This window comes from Rossellomorea orangium, assembly GCF_019334305.1.
Classification (GTDB): domain Bacteria; phylum Bacillota; class Bacilli; order Bacillales; family Bacillaceae_B; genus Rossellomorea.
In genome coordinates this window covers 77,563-97,180 of record NZ_JAHWGH010000008.1, presented here as the reverse complement: position 1 = coordinate 97,180, position 19,618 = coordinate 77,563, and the positions used below count along the sequence as shown (strand labels likewise).

16 protein-coding genes and 1 riboswitch are annotated in these 19,618 nt (G+C 43.9%); of the genes, 5 read left to right on the top strand and 11 right to left on the bottom strand.

Features of this window, described 5'->3' with window-relative positions; genetic code table 11:
* Window positions 1-98 precede the first annotated feature (98 nt).
* The gene (locus KYJ26_RS03960; protein WP_219166092.1) at window positions 99-1,187 is read left to right on the top strand and encodes a diguanylate cyclase; all 1,089 of its coding nucleotides are present in this window, start codon (window positions 99-101) and stop codon (window positions 1,185-1,187) included.
* Window positions 1,188-1,297: 110 nt separating this feature from the next.
* On the opposite strand, the gene KYJ26_RS03955 is transcribed toward KYJ26_RS03960, so the two are convergent.
* A complete protein-coding gene (locus KYJ26_RS03955; RefSeq protein ID WP_219166091.1) occupies window positions 1,298-1,699 on the bottom strand; it encodes a DoxX family protein in 402 nt (133 codons plus the stop codon).
* A gap of 76 nt (window positions 1,700-1,775) precedes the next feature.
* Entirely contained in the window at window positions 1,776-2,723 is a 948-nt protein-coding gene (locus KYJ26_RS03950; RefSeq protein ID WP_219166090.1) for an arginine deiminase family protein, read from the bottom strand.
* A 129-nt stretch (window positions 2,724-2,852) separates the two neighbouring features.
* On the opposite strand from KYJ26_RS03950, the gene KYJ26_RS03945 reads away from it, so the two are divergent.
* Window positions 2,853-4,157, top strand: a complete 1,305-nt coding sequence (locus KYJ26_RS03945) for an amino acid permease (RefSeq protein ID WP_219166089.1) — start codon at window positions 2,853-2,855, stop codon at window positions 4,155-4,157.
* Between the two features lie 9 nt (window positions 4,158-4,166).
* Here the strand turns inward: KYJ26_RS03945 and KYJ26_RS03940 are convergent, their stop codons facing one another.
* Together KYJ26_RS03940 and KYJ26_RS03935 are read right to left on the bottom strand one after the other, a co-directional pair.
* The gene (locus tag KYJ26_RS03940) at window positions 4,167-4,910 is read right to left on the bottom strand and encodes a YqcI/YcgG family protein (protein WP_219166087.1); all 744 of its coding nucleotides are present in this window, start codon (window positions 4,908-4,910) and stop codon (window positions 4,167-4,169) included.
* 64 nt (window positions 4,911-4,974) lie between these two features.
* On the bottom strand, window positions 4,975-5,604 hold the full coding sequence (locus KYJ26_RS03935) for a LysE family transporter (RefSeq protein WP_219166086.1): 630 nt from the start codon (window positions 5,602-5,604) through the stop codon (window positions 4,975-4,977).
* Window positions 5,605-5,739: 135 nt separating this feature from the next.
* Between KYJ26_RS03935 and KYJ26_RS03930 the strand changes: the two genes are divergently transcribed.
* A complete protein-coding gene (locus tag KYJ26_RS03930) occupies window positions 5,740-6,372 on the top strand; it encodes a spore coat protein (RefSeq protein WP_374939749.1) in 633 nt (210 codons plus the stop codon).
* 768 nt (window positions 6,373-7,140) lie between these two features.
* Complete coding sequence (locus KYJ26_RS03925; RefSeq protein WP_219166084.1) at window positions 7,141-7,635, top strand: L,D-transpeptidase family protein; 495 nt, start codon at window positions 7,141-7,143, stop codon at window positions 7,633-7,635.
* 39 nt (window positions 7,636-7,674) lie between these two features.
* On the opposite strand, the gene KYJ26_RS03920 is transcribed toward KYJ26_RS03925, so the two are convergent.
* Together KYJ26_RS03920 and KYJ26_RS03915 are read right to left on the bottom strand one after the other, a co-directional pair.
* Window positions 7,675-8,871, bottom strand: a complete 1,197-nt coding sequence (locus tag KYJ26_RS03920) for an aspartate kinase (protein ID WP_219166082.1) — start codon at window positions 8,869-8,871, stop codon at window positions 7,675-7,677.
* Between the two features lie 47 nt (window positions 8,872-8,918).
* Window positions 8,919-10,166 (bottom strand): homoserine dehydrogenase, encoded by a 1,248-nt coding sequence (locus KYJ26_RS03915; RefSeq protein WP_219166081.1) that lies wholly within the window; start codon window positions 10,164-10,166, stop codon window positions 8,919-8,921.
* Window positions 10,167-10,297: 131 nt separating this feature from the next.
* Window positions 10,298-10,408, bottom strand: a riboswitch (SAM riboswitch).
* 257 nt (window positions 10,409-10,665) lie between these two features.
* Here KYJ26_RS03915 and KYJ26_RS03910 point away from each other — a divergent pair.
* Window positions 10,666-12,051, top strand: coding sequence for a DUF2254 domain-containing protein (locus KYJ26_RS03910; RefSeq protein ID WP_219166079.1), 1,386 nt, complete (start codon window positions 10,666-10,668; stop codon window positions 12,049-12,051).
* A gap of 45 nt (window positions 12,052-12,096) precedes the next feature.
* Here the strand turns inward: KYJ26_RS03910 and KYJ26_RS03905 are convergent, their stop codons facing one another.
* The 5 genes from KYJ26_RS03905 to KYJ26_RS24185 form a co-directional block, all read right to left on the bottom strand.
* Complete coding sequence (locus KYJ26_RS03905) at window positions 12,097-12,357, bottom strand: hypothetical protein (protein WP_219166078.1); 261 nt, start codon at window positions 12,355-12,357, stop codon at window positions 12,097-12,099.
* Window positions 12,358-12,385: 28 nt separating this feature from the next.
* On the bottom strand, window positions 12,386-13,597 hold the full coding sequence (locus KYJ26_RS03900) for a helix-turn-helix domain-containing protein (protein WP_219166077.1): 1,212 nt from the start codon (window positions 13,595-13,597) through the stop codon (window positions 12,386-12,388).
* 397 nt (window positions 13,598-13,994) lie between these two features.
* Window positions 13,995-14,492, bottom strand: coding sequence for a protease inhibitor I9 family protein (locus tag KYJ26_RS03895; protein WP_257474877.1), 498 nt, complete (start codon window positions 14,490-14,492; stop codon window positions 13,995-13,997).
* 133 nt (window positions 14,493-14,625) lie between these two features.
* A complete protein-coding gene (sleB, locus tag KYJ26_RS03890; RefSeq protein ID WP_219166074.1) occupies window positions 14,626-15,336 on the bottom strand; it encodes a spore cortex-lytic enzyme in 711 nt (236 codons plus the stop codon).
* A gap of 124 nt (window positions 15,337-15,460) precedes the next feature.
* The gene (locus KYJ26_RS24185; RefSeq protein ID WP_219166073.1) at window positions 15,461-19,552 is read right to left on the bottom strand and encodes a S8 family serine peptidase; all 4,092 of its coding nucleotides are present in this window, start codon (window positions 19,550-19,552) and stop codon (window positions 15,461-15,463) included.
* Window positions 19,553-19,618: the final 66 nt, after the last annotated feature.

Here is a 19,618-nt window from a genome sequence, read left to right as displayed (position 1 = left end):
TTAATAGTTAAAAATAGTTAACCTTCCCCCTGTATAACCGATATAATAAATATAGGTATATTGTCACACTTCAACTTTCATTTAAGGGAGGAGTGGTCATGTTAGAACCGTTATTCATTAATGTATGTGTCTTTATTTCTTTTTTATATTTTGCCGGGATTGTGATGCGAAATCCACAGAGATCCCCCCTCCCTTCCCTACTGTTGATGGGTGTATTCTTCGGGATCCTCGGGCTCGTTCTCATGAATTTTACAATTCCACTGAAACATAACAGCATGATGGATTTAAGGCATCTGGCAATCATCACAGTGGCCGTATACATCGGATGGGTTCCGGCACTGATATCAGCATTCATCATTACAGCGGGCAGGCTCCTGATGTTCGGGGTAAGTCCCGAGGCAGTGGTTGCAGGAACAGCGATGTTCTCCATCGGTATTTTATCAGGCTTAATGACCCGCCTTCGGTTCGGAAATCTGTATAAGCTCCAAATGATGAACATCGTAAGCTTGCTCATCGTATTCTTTGCTTTAATTAAAAATATAGGGATTACAGAAACTCTGAAAGTTTTTTCCTATCATTTCTTCACTTCACTTGCGGTCGGCTTTATTGCATACTTTATCGCTGAGCAGATCAAACGATCAAATGAGCAGTATCATCTACTGGAGCAGAGCGCCACGAAAGATTTTCTCACGAGCCTGAACAATGTAAGACAGTTTGATGTTAGTTATAATGAGGCCTTGAAACACGCACATGAAAGAAATGAAAAACTATCCTTACTCCTTATTGATATCGACCACTTCAAGAACGTAAACGATACATTCGGTCATCATGCCGGTGATATGGTTCTGAAGGAACTTGGTAAAGTGTTAAAGCATCACTCCAGGACCTTTGATATTGTTTCAAGGAACGGAGGGGAGGAGTTTAGCATCCTCCTTCTGGATTGTCCCCATAGTCATGGGATGGTCATAGCGGAAAGGATCAGGGCAGCCGTTGAAAGACATTCCTTTTTCATTACGGAGGAACAATCGATCCGCATCACGATATCAATCGGGGTGTCCACTTTCCCGGATACCCTTTCCCAGGACGGAGAGGAAATCTTCGAGCAGGCAGATAAGGCCCTTTATCTTGCGAAACGGACAGGACGAAATAAAGTATGTGATTTCCAGATGGTTCAAGCCATACACTGATAAAGCACAACAAGTTTCAACATCTTTTCCCAGGAAATGATGTAGGGAATTGAATGAAAAAGGAGAAGGGTGTCGACTCCCTTCTCCTTTTTCATTCATCCAACCTTCTATTATAAACTGGTGACCTTCTGACGTTGTTTATTGAGCGCACTCATGACGGACCACTTGTCACTTCCCGTGATTGAAAGCATGACTGACAATGCCAATAGCACTAAAGGAAACTCATATCCTCCGATGAGACCCATTTTAAATTTAACCAGTACAATCGCTCCCAACATGGTCACCGCCAATGCAGCAGCTGATGGAATCACATAGAAACCGATGATTAACATTAATCCACCGACAGCCTCTATGATTGCCGTTGTATAGGCCATGATCGCTGGTAAGCCGATTTGATCGAACATCTCGATGGTTTGCTCCATACCCATTATTTTTTGCATTCCATGTGCGACCATGATGATCCCTAGGACCACCCTTCCAATCAGAAGGGACCATTCTACTCTCTTGTTCATCTTAACCACTCCTCTTTAATCAAGCTAACGCTAAAGTATCCAAAATGGATCACTTCATTGCTTTCATAAAGGGAACTTACTCGCTCCGTTCAAATGGCAAGGTCATACAGCGGATTCCACCACCGCCTTTTTCAAGTTCGTTTACTTCCACCTCAATCAGTTTCTTAGCTTTTAATTTCGGATGATCTTTCAATATTTTCTTATTGGCTTTCGTACTCACCAACAGCGTTTCAGGATCCAGATTTAAAAAATTGATGTCAGCCACCGTATGCTTCACATCACCGGTCCAGAGAACATCAAATCCATGCCGCTTGATATAGTCTTCCATCATCACATACCGTCCACTTTTTTCATTGACGACCTGGACAGGAAAAAGACGCATATAACTTTTGGCAATCAGTAGGTCTGCCCCGGCTACATTACAATTCATATCCAAATGCATCGTTTCACCGGTACGGGGTAAGTCGATGATCCCGATTTCAGTAAATCCAGCTTGAAAGATTTTCCCCTTCATCACCTCTACACTTTCAATGCTGGACCGGAGCCCGGTATTGATGAAAACCGTATCGCGATTCAAAACGAATACATCCCCATTCTCCAGCGCCTTCAACCGGTTATTGTCCTGTATGGAAAAGGTACTCTCATCAAACCACCTCTGAAACAACTCATGACTGTGAACGTATTCCGGAGCTCTCATGGTAATTCCTGCATCACCCGGGATCACGGTGTTCCCATATACACATGCCAGATCTCGTACAAAAACACGATTGATAAGATGGTCATTTAACTGCCTGTCCTCATCCTTAAGATGATTGGCGTAATCGATGACCGTAACACCCGCATCCTCCATTGCACGAATCATCAGTTTATGATTTTCTTTCGCTTTTTCCTGGTTAACCGGTTTCTCCCATCCAACGTAATCCGCCGTGCGTTGATCGGGAACATCCAGTGAAGAAGGCGAGCATACCAACACCGTTTTCAATTCCCCATGTTCATTCCAACAATTCGCATTGATCTTTACCATCAGCAGAACCCCCTCTATTATCAGTCTTTTCTTACTTTCTCCGTTCCCATTAAAATCATTCCGGTCCCATTCACATAATTCATCCGGTGGAATGTCACACTATGGGGGATAAAGGTCAGGTGAAGAGATGTGAGTAAATGTACGAATGAAACGAACCTTTCGTGGAGGCAGCTATCCTTCATCGGGGTAGGCTGTATCATCGGAACGGGATATTTCCTTGGCTCAGCCATCCCGATTCAACGGGCAGGGTCTTCTGTCCTTCTTGCCTATTTAATCGCTGGTATTGGTACATGGATGGTCTTCCAGGCACTTGCCAAACTGACGGCAGAACACCCTGAAAAAGGTTCATTCCGTACCTATGCCAAGAAAGCATACGGATCATGGGCCGGGTTCAGTAACGGCTGGGTGTACTGGTCAGCGGAGATGCTCATTATGGGGAGCCAATTAACCGCCCTAGCACTGTTTGCCCAGTTTTGGTTTCCAGGAGTGCCCCTTTGGATTTTAAGTGCCGGATTTGCGGGTCTTGGTCTGGTGATCATTCTATTGGGAGTGAAGAGAGTCGAGCAGATGGAGAATCTCTTTGGAGTGATGAAGGCGGCTGCGATCGTCATGTTCATCCTCGTAGCGGGTGCCGCCATGTTTGGGTGGCTCGGAAACGAAGCATCTGGCCCTGAGCTTCAGAATCCCATTTCCACCCTACTTCCCATCGAGGGAAAGGGGTTATGGCTTGCCCTACTATTTGCCTTTTATGGATTCGGTGGAATTGAAGTGATGGGTCTGATGGCCAAAGAACTGAAGGATCCAAAGGATGCCCCGAAGTCGGGGAACATCATGCTGATGACGTTAACCTTCCTTTATGTTCTTTCTTTCTATCTTGTTTTGAAGATGGTTCCGGCTGAAGCGATTGATCCGAATGAAAGTCCATTTCTGACAGCCCTGAAACAATATGACCTTCCATGGGTCCCACATGTCTTCAACTCCATTCTGATCATTGCCGGTTTCTCGACGATGGTCGCGTCATTGTACGCTGTGACTACGATGCTTGTCGCCCTCTCTGAGGAAGGGGACGCGCCACGGATTTTCTCGAGGAAAGGGAACTGGAGCATACCACTTCCTGCTTTCGGACTAACAACTTTAGTCGTTGCCATCTCGATTGTGATTGCCATGCTCCTCCCCGAAAGACTATTCGAATACATCACAACAGCTGCAGGACTGATGCTTCTTTATACGTGGATCTTTATCCTTGCCTCCTCCCTCAAACTTTTGAGCAAAACGGCTTGGAATCTGATTCAGACGCTGATCGCCCTTTTCCTTATATTATTCGCCATCAGTGGTACCCTCTTCGATGATGTGAGCCGGATAGGGTTCTTTGTGAGTCTCGGATTCATCCTGCTCATTGCCTGTGCGGCATTTCTCAAAAGAAAAAAGAGTTAAAGGGAGCCTTTAACTCTTGATCTTTTTATGCATATGTGAAAACGGGCATTTACTTATGGAAGTATCCTCATCACGCAGATAATATTGCTTCCATTCATAGTTGTCTTCCTGCCCATACCATTTCAGACTTGGGTGAGGCTCGATATCGTCATATTCCACCAGCCGCTTTCGGATGACTTTCTTTAATTTTTGTCCAAATGCCGTTGAGGAGTTAATTTCATCAAAAACCCATCTGGGCTGGAATGCCAATAGAAAATAAGGAAAATGACGGCTTTTCCTGACATTGTGAGCAGGGGTTGCACAGAAGGCGAAATAAGGTTCTCCATCAAAGCAAAACTCCCACGTATGATCATGGGGATCCTTACCGATGTGATCCGGCCAAGGCTTTTCGTCCATTTGGTGGACACGGTTCAACAGATTCCAAAAAACCTGCTCATATGTTTCAACCGACAGATTTCCCCCTGTCATATCTGAATGACAGAACACTACCAGAGAAGCGTAATTTCCTGTCTCCCTGGAAATCTCACCGTATTGTTTTAAGTAAGATGCCAGTGTTTCCGAAGCTTCCCCACTTCTTGGATCCCCCGTAAAACCGAAACGAAGTGTATTAGATTGAAACCCTTGTTTCCCGGGTACGCAAGGATAAGGATGCTCTTCATCCAACATCATGGCTGAGAAGTGACGGTAAGCGGATTGCTGCCACGGGGTAAGCTCCTCCATATGTTGATCGATCCAGCTCTTTGAACATAACATATAGCCGATCCCTCCTAAGGATTACTCATGTATCCTATTAGGAAGGAACCGTCTGGGTGTCTGTCTAGCCGAATAATAACCTGCAGGCTTCCACGCCGAAATAAATGCCGAAGCCCATCAAAACAATCCCGGAAACAATGGAAATGAAGCGCAGGATCCCCGGACTTACAAGCTTCCTCGCCCCCGTTGCGACACCGGCCATCGTCACATCCCAAATGGTGATACCTAGAAAAATGCCCATACTGTACACTAGGACCTGCCACGATTCGTAAGAGCTTGACGTCTTAGCAAGGATGGAACCATAGATCCCGAGCCAAAACAAAATGCTCATCGGGTTGGATATCGCCATAAAAAATCCTGTACGAAAGGCCTTTCCTTTTGTCTCACTTTTATTTTTTCCAGCAAAAGCCTCAAGGTCTCCGGACTTTAGAAGGCTTTCAATCCCCGTGTATGTCAGAATAAAAAATCCAAATATCCATAAAAAAAGTTTGATGATCGGGATATCGATGAATTGAGCAATCCCAAAATAAATCAGGAGCATAAAGATTCCGTCCGCCACCATCCCCCCAACCCCGACTAGCCAGGCATGGAGGAAACCGAATCGGATCCCCTTGTCCAACTGAGCTGCATTGATCGGACCCATCGGTGCTGAAAGGGATAAACCCAACACAATATAACTAATAAAGATACTCATGTTCGACCACCTTCAAATCGACTTCTTCCCATTGTATTCGGACAAGTCCGGAAGTATTAAATCTATTTCGGAATAAATATAGTCATTCCGGTTATTCTAATCAACGATACTATTTACCATAGGAGGAGAACATCTGTGCAAAATCAACAGCAGCCAATGAACCAACCCGGACCGGGGATGCCACCGAACATGATGAACGCCCAAAGTAAAGATCATGGGGGACATGAGTTGTTCGATGCCCATGAAATCATCGCAGGAATCATCAGCATGCTCGATCAGTATCAAATGTATGATCAGCATATTCAGGACCCTGAGTTAAAAGATATCGTAAAACGGCAGACCGCATTTGTAACGACTATGTATAATTCAATCGTAGGAAGCTTTTCAACGGGGCATGATCCACAAGTGCCGACTCAGCAATACAAAATGAACCAATCCCACACTGCCACTTACGGCATCAAACCTGGTGCTCCTAAAAAGCCCAATCAGTCCGTGAATGACCTTTCAGACAAGGGCTTGTCTGCGTATATGCTCGGACAGACCAAATCATTAGCCACTCTCCTTGCCATGACGGCTCTCGAAATGACAAATCCTGTATTGCGACGGGTTGTAGCGGACAGTGTGCCGAATTTCATTGAAATGAGCTATGAAATTTTCCTTTATCAGAACAAGCATGGATACTATCAGGTCCCTCAACTGAATGACCAGGATATGACCCTCATGCTGCAAAGCTATACGGAAGTTCCACAGCAGAACCTTCCTCAATAACATTCATAACGCCTGCCCCAGAATGCAGGCGTTTTTATTTTGGCCGTTTTCTTATACATTGTTGCTTTTAGATGTAGCGAGTGGCTATTGATTTCCGCTACAGGTGCTCGCTTTCCGTGGGGCTGGCGGTGAGCCTCCTCGGCTTTTTGCCTGCGGGGTCTCACCTGTCCAGCTACGGCGGCTAGCCCCTCGAGGTCATAAGCTAAATGGTCCAAGAAGGCAAAAGAACGCCTTCTTATCCCATTCACCTTATGCTTGTCGGGGCTGAACGAGCCGCCTCCGCATTTCGTGCTGTCCAGCGTTTCCCACAGGAGTCGAGCACCTGCAGCGAGAATAAACTGACGAAAAGTTTGACTATCACAAAGGAAATGTGGAGATTACGTATGTCACTGCTTTTTCATTCGTTGCCGTGACTGATTTTATTTCATTGCCCTTTACTCTTTTTAAACGGATGGTCACAAACCATTTTGCTCTGTCACCACTTACTACGTTAGAGGGTGAAGGGAACTGCGTAGACTCCTACGGAAAACGGGCGTGTCGAGACCCCGGAAGCGGTTTTTGCTGAGGAGGCTCGGCCGAACGTCCGTGGAAAGCGGAGCAGTTCCCTTCACCCTCCATCACCACAACCTAAATGACAGAGCATCGTAAATCTTAGTTTGGATCCGAATAGCAACAATCTTTGCGAAAACATCCTTTATTTTCCGCTTCTCACTAATTTCCTTACCTGCACATAGTATGAAGTGAAAGTGAAACAGGAGGTGACCCCTGTTGATTCATACGGTGAAAACAGGAGAAACACTGGGACAAATATCAAGGGACTACAGGACTCCGCTTGCTGCCATCCTTACTGCCAATCCGGGCATCAATCCGGATCAAATTTATCCAGGACAAACGATCACCATTCCCGGTATCCCCGATACTACCGGCAATCCTTATAGAATAGAAGTCTCTGTTAACAATCGCACCCTCCGTCTTTTCAAAGATGGGGTTGAGATAAAGCAGTATCCCATCGCTGTGGGAAGAGTCCTGTTCGAAACGCCCATCGGGGATTTCATCATCATCAATAAAGCCCCGAATCCAGGGGGGCCATTTGGGACGATGTGGATGAGTTTATCGAAGGAAAGCTATGGAATCCATGGTACAAACAACCCTTCTTCCATCGGGAATGCAGTCTCCAAAGGATGTATAAGGATGTATAACAAAGACGTGGAAGAGCTCTCGAAGATCGTTCCTGTCGGGACGCCTGTGTCCATCAATCCATAAAGGAAAAAAGTGTATAGACAGGACTATACACTTTTCCTTTTATAATATCGCCCTTTTGGATTCAATATAATCCAGACCAAAGTGCATGTGGAGTATCCTTGCTGCTTTTTCAACGTCACCGCGATCGACAAGGGCACTTAGACCAACCGATGATTCCCAGACCGATACTTTCCCGATATGATAATCATGAAAAACATTGGTGACCTTTTCTTTTACTTCCCCGGAAGATTGGATACTTCCAATCACGCATACTTTCGATAGATCTTCCACTATTTCAAAATGAGAATATGCCCCGCTATAGCCGCTGACGATTTTCTTCACTGCATGGACATCCTCATCTTTTATGATCAGTGCCAGGTCTTCTCTATGCTTGATCCTCTCTGTTTCGATATGGTGAGAATCAAGATCATACAGAATCAAGGATTCCCCTCCATCACACCCATGGATGGTAAGGACTGAAATACCTTTCTGGAGCGCCACACCGACTATGCTTCCATTCTTTTGAGCTTTAGCACTGATAACGGAACCCCGCCCCTCCTTTAAACTTGAACGGACGATTAAAGGGACAAGATGTTCCTTTGCGTGCTTAATCGCTCTCGGGTGCAGGACATTGGCTCCCATCGTGGCAAAACGAAGCATGTCATTATACGATAAACCGTCGATTTTAGCAGCCCTTGGGACCACTCTCGGATCTGAGGTATACACCCCGTCCACATCCGTGTAAATGTCACATCGATCCGCTTTTAGTGCGGAAGCAAGGGCGGCTGCGGTTGTATCTGAACCACCCCTTCCAAGCGTAGTGAGCTCACCATCCTCTGTAACTCCTTGGAATCCGGCGACCACGACAATCCGTCCGGCTGATAATTCCTCTTTGATTCTCCCTGTTTCTATGGAAGTGATCTTGGCATTGCCGAACACCGCGTCTGTCCGGATCCCAGCCTGCCTGCCGGTCAGGGATACTGCCTCCACCCCTTTATGCTGGAGGGCCATTGTCAGAAGGGAAATCGTGACCTGCTCCCCTGTTGAAAGGAGCATATCCATTTCCCTTTTCCGGGGAACATCAGACAATTCACCCGCAAGCTTTACAAGGGCGTCCGTCGTTTTATCCATGGCCGATACAACCACCACCACGTCATGCCCTTTCTCCTTTTCCTTCAACGCATAACCTGCTACCCGTTTAATTCGATCCGCAGAACCTACAGAGGTTCCACCAAATTTCTGAACGACGATACTCAAGTGATCCCCCTACTTTCTATCAGATCTGTTGCTTTTTCATAAAACCGTCAGGAAACCGCAATCCCTTCTTTCACTGCATTTTCAAGTGGGATTTCGTCCAGGATGGACACTGCCTGGATCTGTTCCTGTGATGTAAGAACTGATTCTATGTCCTCTTTCCTGCCTTCTACAAAGACATACAGGAAAACACCAAGCTGAATGCGGTCTTTTAGTGTGAACAATGGAATCCACCTTTGATAGTCTTCATTTGCAGGTACACGTAAGACCCATTGGCCTGTGCGATCTTCCAGAACCTCTTCAATGTGTACTGTACTTTCAGGAGAAGCCGTGTATTTTCCTTGAATCAGTGAAAGAAAATCCTCCACCATGGCACTTCCTGTTGGACATTTACCGGCGCCTGGGCCAAGTAGTGTGATTCTTCCTACCAGACTCCCTTTTAATGAAATCGCATTTTCCACATCCTCCACCCCGTAGAAAGGATGGGTGTCATGGACGAGGACTGGCTCGACTTCACCTTTGATCCGGTTGAATCCGTCACGTTCCAATGAACCTACGTGTTTAAACCGCAATCGGAAGGACTCGGCTGCCTGGAGCCATTCTGCCGTCAAGTGTGTAATCCCCTTGCGTTTGATATCCTTCCAATCTGGCTGTCTGCCAAAAGCGGTCTGACTCAAAATCAGCAATTTATAAAAGGCATCATATCCTTCGATGTCGCTCGTCGGATCCGCCTCTGCGTACCCCTTTTCTTGTGACTGCTTTAGAGCGGTTTCAAAAGAAAGACCCTTTTTTCTCATTTGGGACAAAATGAAGTTGGAAGTCCCATTCAATATACCTTGAATGCTTTTGATTTCATTTACCTTCAGGAGCTGGCGGATTGTGCCGATGACCGGGATCCCTCCGGCTGTTGTCGCTTCGAAACCAACAGATACACTGTGGCGTGTTGCTTTCTCCATAAGGTCGGGGCCGAATTTAGCAAACATGGCTTTATTGGCCGTGACGATGTGAATTCCCTTCTCCACCGCTTTCGATAAATACGTGTATCCCGGTTCTTCTCCTACAATCGCTTCAAAAATCACATGAAGATCCGGTATGTCGAGAATATCCTTGAATTCTGTTGTGACCTTAATGGACGGATCTATTTCCCTTTGTTTTACCGGGTCCTTGATTAGAATCGCCCTCACTTTCACCTCTTTACCTAGTGCTTCCTTCAACCTCTCCTGGTGAGTATCAATGGCTTCACATACCCCTTGACCGACAGTTCCAAAGCCCAGTATCGCCACATTTATCGCTGACATCTTTCAGCCTCCTTTTTGTCGTTTGTATCATATCGCTTCTTTCTGAAGATCCACCGGGCATGGTGGAAAGAATGAGGGTATAAAGAAAAGCCCTCTTCTTGTAAGAAGAGGGCTTAGTGTGTATGCTCCTCCCCTTATCTTCCAGATTCACATGGAATCTGTAGGAATTGGCACCTTTACAGACTGATCCTGCAGGTTGCCGGGCTTCATCGGGCCTATCCCTCCGCCGCTCTTGATAAGAGATATAACGTTACGTTTCGACTTGATATTTGAGTATGAATTGGATTATATAGGTGATTCATTCCTCCGTCAATACCATTTTCGGTATTTTTAAAAAATTCTTTCTAATTTGTCAGACAACCTAATTTCACATGGGTTTACTGTGATTTCCTTTGAAACATGCACCCTCTATGAATCTATTTTTGAAATTCAGGTTTTAACCTATACTGGCAGGGAAAACTAACCCATATCCAATTACTAGAAAGGAACCGTTTCAATCATGATTAAAAAAATGCTTCCTCTTTCCATCCGGAAATATTTGCTCATGTCAAAACGACAGCGCATGCATGAAATCCGGCTGACCATATGGTATATGCCTTTTTTATACATATGTCTTGCCGTACTGCTGGTAGCCATCACCCTTTACTTGGATCTCTCATTGGAAATCTCACAGTATACGTTTGATCTATTAAGCATGGATGCCTCCGTCACCAGAATCCTTGTGAGCACCCTCATTGGTGGCGTTCTGACGCTCAGTGCCTTCACGCTTAATTCCCTCTTAGTCGTGTTGACGACGTTCAGTGGACAATTTTCGCCAAGGATGCTCTTGGATTTCATTTCGGACAGGCAGACGCAGCACGCCCTCGGTATATTTAATGGCAGTTTTGTTTATGTCCTCCTTCTCTTTTTGTTTATAGGCAGTTCAAAGAAGGAGATGTTCGTTGCTGCACCCATGATGACGATCGCCCTTGCCTTTTTATCAGCCATCACTTTCATCTTTTTCATTAACCATGCGTCTACATGGATGCAGGTCCATAATATCACGTACAATATGAAACAGGTTTCTGAAGTGATGATCCATCAGACACTGAAGAAAGATTTAGAAGCACATCGCACCACTGAAGATGGGGACATCATGGAGGAAGAGAAAAAGAACATTCTTCATGTGAAGGCTAATCACTCCGGCTATATTCAATTAGTTGATTTCCAGGGAATGATTCAACTCGCACAGAAAGAGAATCTTGTCCTACAGCTTCATTATAAAGTGGGCGATTATGTACTTGCCGGGAATGAAGTTCTGAGCTTATGGGGGCCGGAAACAGAAAATATCTTCACTGATTCATACCTGCAATTCATTGAAATGGGCCATAAAGAGACAGAAATCCAAGACCTGCAGATGGGAATCCATAAACTTGCAGAGGTGGCGATTAAATCCCTGGGGAATGACGATCCCAAAACGGCTTCGAACACAATCGACCAGATGGCCGATCTGATGCTGACAGTGGAGGATCAATTAACCTTCACACCCTATTTGATCGACCAGGAAGACAGAATACGCGTCATCCTTCAATCTGAACCATTTGATTATTATCTGTATCGGGGATTCGGCTATATTCGTCACTATGCCAAAGACAATCATTTAATCATCACGGAAATCGTACGTGCACTGGCTCTTTTAGCAGAATCCATTCAACCTTCGAAGCACAAAGATCTTTGGGCATTCGCCTGCAATACCATCGATCATATCGAAAGAGAGGTCATTTACGAATTAGATAAAACCTTTCTTCTTCAAGAGGTTCATAAGCTTGCACGCCTCACCGGCCACTTCAGGGAATATAAAGAAATCGAAGATAAATTCTATCCGAACGCTAATAAAAACACGTAAAAAGCTTCATTTCTCTCAGAGAGAAATGAAGCTTTTTTACGAGAGTCATATCCACGTTTCGACAATGCTGCCATCTTCACCTTGAGCTTTCGGTACAACGGAGAATCGTTCCGGGATTTCACTTCTGACCGCTTCTAAAGTTGGTCTCATCAAAATGTTATGGGTCGGCTGATTCACATCGAATAGTCTTGCTACAAACATGCCTTGATAATCTTTCGGACTTTGATAGATACAGATGATCGGCATTTTATAATCACTTAAGACCACCTCATCGAATGACGAGATTAATCGATCCGGGTTTTCCATCCTATCTCTCCTTTACAGGGTATTGTGCTTAGCTGTTAACGCATTCTTTTTCATTAACCATTTTCCCATTGTAGAGCTTTTGAATATAGTAATTACACTCGGAGTATTGCCCTTCTTCCTTCAACAATGGGATGATGACATTCTCCATATATTGATAATATGCTTCTTCTCCTTCATGAACCCTGATACCAAGCATCGTAAATAGACACTCTTTGCAGGAATCTTTATTGGCGGTTGCATAACGGAGTCCTTCCTCTATCAAAGTTTCCAATTTTTCAAGTGCCGGTCCCTCTACATCCATGGAACTCTCAATATAACCAAAAAGAATTCTGACATAGTCTTCTGTGGGTGCCTCATGTTTCAATAGTCCATATGCGACCTGATAGGCATCCCGTGCCTTTCTATCCTGCATCAAGTCCCGATACACCCCACCTAAATTCAGATAAAGAATGGCTTTTCTTCCGTGATCATGCAGGTTATCACAATGCTGAATCAACTCATCATATTTCTCTACTATTGCTTCGAGACCTTCCTCTCCATTTTTGCTTTCCGCAATCAACTGAATCGTAGCAGCATCAATACATCTTGTGAAATTAAATGTTTCTTTGAAATAATTCAAGGCCCGCTGACTATATCGCAAGGACCTGTCATACTGCCCTAACTCATGATAGCCAACGGATAGATGAAAGTATGATTCAGGATTGGAGTAGATATCCCGGTCTATTCTTTCCAAAAACATAACAGCAGATTGGGGATTCCCTTTCTCAAGCTCGTACATCCCCTTTATATGATAGTACAGCTGAAAGTCATAATCGGACATATGAAAGGATAGACGCTTATTAGAGAACTGACTTAAATAGAATCCAGCATCCTTTAGCTTACCTTTCATCATAAAGTATCTTGCTTTCAATATCTTATATGTACCGTTCAAGGTTTCGATCTGGATTAATGGATTTTGTTCAATGGTCTCCTTCAATAACTCGACCTTCCCATTTACCTGCTTGATCATGACATCATGCCACAATTCTAAATCTAATTGTAATTTTTTATATGTTTTTAGCTCTTTCTCAATATTAATATTTAACCGATGATTGAACAGATCGATTTTATCTTTCGTAATCTGTAAGTGCCCACTTTCAATTTTACTAATATGGCCTGGAGTACAAATCCCTTCCCCCACTTGCTTCTGGGTCATGCCTTTATAGATCCGATAGTATTTAATAAATGCCCCAATATTCATTATTTACCCCCCGTGGTGAATTAGTAGAAAATCTTCCGTCTCGAAAACAGGCCTATCGCTTTATCTTTTTTTATAGCGGTATACGTTCTACTAATATTATACTAATAAATAATCGGGATGAAATTGGGGTTTTCTACTGGCATAAGAATCAGCGGATCGTGACTTTACTCCTACTTTCATTCTTGCATTTTCGTCCCACTTAAAGTAATTTCCCCCTTTCATTCTTTCATATCGAATCTTTTGTCCACATAACGACCCTATAAAGAACAAATACCCAGGTCTTTTCGCCTGTTCTTTTTTCCCAACTTGAGATTGTCATGGTTGTTATGTTGAAAAAGTGTTTTGATTCCTATCTCCTTTTATTAATAAAAAAACGACGCCTGTATGGCTTTCCTTTTTACAATTGATTTGAAGGCTGGATTGGTGGGTCGAGCTGAATTTCCTTGTTACGATAAATCCTGGAAATAATAGAAGATCCCATTAAGCGCTTAATTTCTTTCGCCGGCAATTCCATTGACACCCCATTAAAAGCTGTCTTATAACGATGTGTGATTCGATACTCCACTTCGTTCCCTTCTAAAAAGGCTTGCAGCTCTTTTTCAAACTCCTGATGACTATGTTCAACTTTTTCTTTGGCTGATTCCAGAGTCAGCTCCACTCCTTGCGCTTCTGCTTCCAAAACAGCTATCTTTGCAGGTTTGGTCTTGAATTCTATAATGATGGATACATTCTCCCCGCTTGACAGGTCAAGTTCCGGATCCACTTTGATCGACGAATTCATTGTCTCTTTCACCGCCTCTTCATCTCCTTGTTTACCATTGTCCCCATTATTCAGACAGCCCCCCAGGGATAACAATGACAGTGCTAACAGGGCTTTACAGTACCACTTCTTCATCGTCATTCAATCTCCTTTTTCAAATAGTAAAAAAGACAACCTATAAGGAATTTTTCCTGAGGATTGTCTTTTCAATAGTATGGATAGGGTGTCACCCTTGCTCTGCTTAGGATTAAATGTCAATTCCTCGTACCTACTTACAGAAAATATGTTTCCCAATTTGCTTGATTTGTGGACGACTCCAAATCCAGCTGCTAGTTGCCGTATCAGGATTGAAATAATAGATTGCCCCATCACTTGGGTCCCATCCATTGACTGCGTCGAGCACCGCTTTTTTTGCTGTTTCATTCGGAGTCAGGTTGATTTGTCCATCAGCCACAGCAGTAAATGCCCCGGGCTCATAGATCACTCCAGCGACGGTGTTTGGGAATGAGGCACTCCTTACACGGTTAAGGATTACCGCCGCGACTGCTACTTGACCGGTGTATGATTCACCTCGTGACTCACCGTATACGGCATTGGCCATTAATTGTATATCGTTTTGAGAGAAGCCATTCGGAACATTGGAACTACCTCCCCCTGTTGAATCTCCCTTATCATAAACAGTGGCTTTGACTAATTTTTCTTTTGTTTTGGGGCCGACGACTCCATCCACGGGCAAGCCGAACTCATCCTGGAATATTCGTACGGCCCAATATGTATTGTATCCAAATACACCATCCACTTTGCTTGTATAGAATCCGATGTACTTTAACCTCGATTGTAACTCGATGACATCTTCCCCTGTTGCACCCCTTTGGATAACTTGAGATGAAAAGGCATTTACTTCTACTTGTTGTCCACTACCAACAAAAAACAAGGCCGATATGAAAAGAATGGTTATGAAAAATTTGAGTTTTGACATAAGAACCTCCAAAGAAAGATAGATGGGTTATATTGTCTTCTTTAGAGAACTAAATTATGTACGTAACACATGTTCCGCTCTAATGCAAAGAAAGGCAGCCCAATTGGACTGCCCTTTCTTCCGATTAGGAATTAATTCCTAATTCTTTTTTGATCGTGTCGATTGTTTCACCATTCGCTTCTGCTTGAGGATCTGGAGTGTCTATTACAAAATCATTTTCAGACAAGTAGTATTTCTCAAGGAGTGTAAAGTCTTTCTCATCTGTCGTGCCGTCGAAGTTAATATCCGTATTCCGATCATTCGTTCCCCAATGCTCTTGAAGTAATAATGCATCGTGAATATCAATCACATTGTCTTTATTGATATCCCCAGGCTTGGAAACGGCCATATAATACGTGACATATTCACCAATATCCACACCATTTTCCTTGCGACCCGCTTCAAGTGGTGTATACGTTGTGTAATGTCCTGGTACATCTGTCACGACTGTGTACTTCTGTACAGATGCCGGTAGTTCGAAATTAATCACACCGTTTTTCGGTATGGTGACAGGATAAGTATTACCATCCTCATCCTCTAAGTGTATCGTCGCACCTATTTGTGTGTAATCCCGACCGTAGTCAAAACGACCTGCATCTGTCAGGAGCCCTTCGGCGCCGATAAATCCTGCATTGACCTTTGATACTTTCGGATAAATTGGGTGAGCTCCCAGTTTCGTCGGTATCCGTGGTCCGTTATTGATTTTCATCGTACTTACACTGCTGAACAATGGAGAATAGGTATTGAAGAACTCCTGCTCATTCGTGTCAGCGACAATTTTGAATAATGCCACGTCACCTGATACACCTACACCAGGAATCTTGATCTCAATATCATTCCTGACACTTGTTGTACCGGTTTTTGTCACATTTAATTCGGTTCCCTCCGGTAATCCGTCAGCCAATTGGAATTCAACGGAATCCAAGAACTTACTTGAGTTATAGGTATACATTGAAAAGTCATGGGCGTTTTCCAAATTTCTAGCGTAGAATGTATACGTTACCTTGTCACCCATCTGGTAAGAATCTTTATCCGCTTTTGCAAAAACAAATTGGAATCCTTTTGGCACATAATAGACCATTTTTGGAATGGCTGTGTTCCCTGCATAATCTGCACCTAAGTATTGGATTTCTTTGATATAAGATGTTTTTACATTGATTTCTTGTGAGAATGTTCCGTCTTCCTCTACCTGTAGTCTATAGCTTGGACCGTTTGGACCGTACCATATATTATTACTGGCCTGAGTGAGTGGGATATCGGTCTTTGCCGTTTCCTCTATTTCAGCATCCAATAAAGTTCCTGATAGGGTGACTGTTTCTTGTCCTTCTTCCAGCTCTACTATTGGAAAATCACCGGTTGGCAATGCGTTTGTCTGATCATAAACCACGGTTGGCGCCCCATTATCCAAGCTGATGGTGGATGTTTTGGCGAACTGCTTTCCATCTTTCGTCGTTCCGATCATCTTCACGTCATAAATACCGTCTTCCACTCTTACTTTCGTATAGCTCAACGGCTTTTTATCATTTCCCGTTAATGGATAATAATAGCCATAGAACCCCTCTTCAATATAATAATCGACATCAATGGCTGCTCCGGCCGAATTCACACCCGTGATCCATCCCAGGTCTTCCTTCGTATCGTGATCAACCAATACCCAATCCAATCTTTCCATCGGGGAGTTCAATCTGAAATCAAGATCCGTTTCTTTTCTGCTATAAGGATTATTCACGCGATTCGTGGAAATGCTCTTCGTATACACATCAAAGTAGCCAATTCCTTCTTCCACGACTTTCGCTCCGAATGGGATGCGATAATGGTCTTCCGGTTCCTTTTCGTTTTGAATGACAATATACCCTTCATACGTTCCTTTTTGCGCAGATTTCGGAATGGTGAGAACTGCGTTGAATGATTCCACTTCCCCTTTTTTCACTTTCAGGGAGCTTGGCACATCGAGCTTCACACCATTTTTCTCTGCGTCCAAGGAATCAGAAGCTTTTGCCCCTATATTATATTCTACTGAAATCTCATATTTGTTATTTTTATGGCTATTATTTGTAATGGATAGATTCGTCGATCTTGTCAGTTGTTCTTCTCCCATTGGGATAAAACCGTAGCTTAAGCCACCGGTTTGTTCCGGAATGATGATCTCTTCCTGATTTTCAATAAATGGCGTTTCATCCAGAACCGAAATCATGGTTTCCGAGTGGATGGCCTGCATCGGGTCGACTCTTCCTGCTCCTACTTCAAATACGCTATATTGTTTCTTCAAAGGATCTGCCGTGTTCATTAACACCGATTTAATGTCACTTGGCGTATAGTCAGGATGGGCTTGAAGTAATAGAGCAGCAATCCCGGCAACTTGAGGTGACGCCATCGATGTACCTGATAATCGTTGGTAGGCATGTGAATAATCCGATGAGTCCTCTTTATTCTGCATATAAGATGGAACGGTTGAGAGGATATTGACCCCGGGTGCCGTTACTTCCGGCTTGATATCATATAAGGTTCCTGAAGGACCTTTTGAGCTGAAGGAAGCCAGCTCATCACCGCTGATTTCAGATTCTCCTGCCTCTCCTAGGGTAATGGTAGGAGTTCCTGCCTTAAATAGTTCTTTCGCAGATAATCCATCTTGATTGGTTAAAGAGAACGTTGGGATATTGTCATCGCTCTCACCCAAATAATGAGGAATATGTCCTTCATCTGGATTAATATTATAAATGATGACTGCTTTTGCACCATGTTGTTTGGCGACTTCCATCTTTTCGATGAGTGCATAAGTGCCGCGTGCCACGAATGCCACTTTCCCTGTAACATCTTTCCCGTTGTAATCAGCTTGTCCACCTTCACCTACATCGACCATTTCATAGCTTTTCCCTTGCAGACTACTAAACTCATTTGTCCAGTTGTTGGTCATTAACTGTAGTTGCCCATCAAGTTTCTTGCCCTCTACAGAAAAAGCACCCTCATACGTTGTAACATTGGATGGGGCCGAGCTCGCTCCTACGGTCAAAGCAAGTGCAGCAGCTCCTGGAGATCCCAGCGTATAATTTCCTTGATCACCTGAATTTCCCGCAGCAACGACGGCTGTTACACCACTTAATACGGCATTATCAACGGCAATGCTCGTTGCATACAATGGGTTATTCGTTGCTGCTCCAAGGGAAAGGTTGATGACATCCATTCCATCTGCCACAGCACGGTCAATCCCGGCAAGAATGTTACTGGTTGATCCAGATCCGTATTTGCCTAATACACGGTATACATTCAATTCGGCATCTGGAGCGACACCAATGACTTTGTAATCGGAATCATTCGCCGCTCGACCTACGATGGTTCCCGAAACATGTGTACCATGTTCGGTATAATAATAGCTTCCTTGATTCGTTTCTGGATAACCAGAAGCTTTCCAATCCTCATACGTCGTTTCCATTGGATCGTCATCATTATCTACAAAGTCGTATCCGCCTTTATAGGAAGCTTTTAAATCAGGGTGGTTATAATCGATTCCTGTATCAATCACCCCAACTTTAATCCCTTTACCTGTGAATCCTTCCTTATGTAGCTGGTCAATCTTCATGAAAGGGATACTGTCTACTTTTGTCGTTGATCCTTCTTCATCCGTCGCTTTAGGTGGAGGAGAAAGTTGGACTTCTTCCTCACTGTAAACAGCCTTCACTACTTCAGAATCTAATAGGCTCTCAACTTCATTGGCCGGTAGAGTCATCGCTACGCCATTAAACGCATCTTTATATGTATGCTTGATTTCGTAGTTGTCTTTCCCGGATTTCGTCTTTTTCACCTTATCATTCAAGTCTTTCTTGAATTTTACGTGGGACTCTTCTACCTGTTTCTTTGCCTTCTCTAGAGAAACATCCTTCCCCTTTAGAGATTGTTGGATTTGCTCAGTCTTTGCAGGAAGCTGTTCGAATTCGACAATGACGGTCACTGCTTCTTCACTTTTCAGATCAATGTCTCTCGATAATTGCAGACCTCTCATTGACCGATTGGCTTCTAGTTTGTCCAACGCCTCTCGTTGTTCTGTTGACAAGCCCGCTAAGACTTTCATTGCATCAGACTGTGTTTCTGCATGTATGGCAGGACCATGGCTAAGAGGTGCAACTCCACCGATCAGAAGACCTACACTTAATGCAATCTTTGGATATTTACTGGCATTCATGACTTCAACCCCCTTTTTCTTTCTAATTAAATTATATTGTCGAAAGATTCATACGTCATTGGGGGG